The sequence below is a fragment of the Leucobacter soli genome (assembly GCF_042659205.1).
Lineage (GTDB): Bacteria > Actinomycetota > Actinomycetes > Actinomycetales > Microbacteriaceae > Leucobacter > Leucobacter soli.
The window spans coordinates 1-1,155 of sequence record NZ_JBHSRW010000395.1 but is presented as its reverse complement, the minus strand read 5'-3'; the positions used below and the strand labels follow the sequence as shown (position 1 = coordinate 1,155).

At 71.4% G+C, this 1,155-nt stretch carries 2 protein-coding genes; both read left to right on the top strand.

Annotated elements, in window-relative coordinates; translation table 11 throughout:
• Positions 1 to 377: alpha/beta hydrolase-fold protein (locus ACFPZL_RS13490; RefSeq protein ID WP_382335893.1), on the top strand; the 377-nt coding region annotated here is incomplete at its 5' end.
• A 131-nt stretch (positions 378 to 508) separates the two neighbouring features.
• The gene (locus ACFPZL_RS13485; RefSeq protein ID WP_218115837.1) at positions 509 to 955 is read left to right on the top strand and encodes a VOC family protein; all 447 of its coding nucleotides are present in this window, start codon (positions 509 to 511) and stop codon (positions 953 to 955) included.
• The last annotated feature ends 200 nt before the right edge of the window (positions 956 to 1,155 follow it).

Sequence of the window (1,155 nt, the reverse complement as noted above, 5' to 3'; positions counted from 1 at the left end):
GGCAGAGCTTCGGCGGCCTCGCCGCGCTGCGCTGCGGCATCGGGCGCCCCGACGCGTTCGGGCTCGTCTTCGCCCAGTCCTCATCCCTCTGGCTCGAGACGCCGCTGCCGGCTCGGGGAGACGAAGCCCCGGCCGGTGCTCCGCCTGCGAGGGCGGGCCGGTCGGGAACAGGATCGCAGGCCGGATCCGCACCCCGCTTCCGACTCGAGGTGGGCACGCGCGAGGCCTCGATCCTGCAGGCGCACCGCGAACTGGCCCCGAAGCTGGCCGACACGGGAGCCCGGGTCGAACTGGTCGAGTTCGCGGGCGGGCATGACTACGCCTGCTGGCGGGGCGGCCTGCTCGCGGGCATCGGCGCCATGAGCGTCACGGCGTGAACGGCACGGCGCGATCGATGCGGCGACCCGCCTCTCGCCGGCGCCACCCCCTTGACCTCGCGGGACTCCGGCGCGAGCATCGAGGTGCAGTGCCGCGAAGCATGCGCGGCACGCGACGACCGGAGGATCCCATGAGCACCATGATCTTCGTCAATCTGCCGGCGAGCGATCTCGACCGCAGCCGAGCGTTCTACACCGCGCTCGGGTGCACGATCAACCCGCTCTTCACCGACGAGAACGCGATCTGCGTGGTCTGGAGCGACGACATCTTCTTCATGGTGCTGCGTCGCGAGTACTTCGCGACCTTCACCGACAAGCAGATCGTCGACCCGGCGACCAGCGCGCAGACCTCCCTGGGCTTCAGCCGCACCTCGCGCGCCGACGTCGATGCGGTGGTCGCGGCGGGCGCGGCCGCGGGCGGCACCGAACTCGGCGACCCCAAGGAACACGGCTTCATGTACCAGCGGAGCATCGCCGATCCCGACGGCAACGCGCTCGAGTTCCTGTACATGGAACCCGAAGCCGCCGAGCGCGGCCCCGACTCCTATATGGAAGAACAGGGCGGCGGCGATGCCTGAGGGCTCCGTGTCCGATGCCGCCGTGCCAGATGCCGCTGTGTCCGATGCCGCTGTATCCCGTGGCACCGCGGCGCACCGGTCAGATCGGGTCGACCGCGACGCACTGCTGATCGACCCGGCCGGGTTGCAGGCGCTCCTCCGCGCGGAAGCGCGCCTCCCACCCGGCGCACCGCGCACCCGCGTGCTCGACGTGCGCTGGA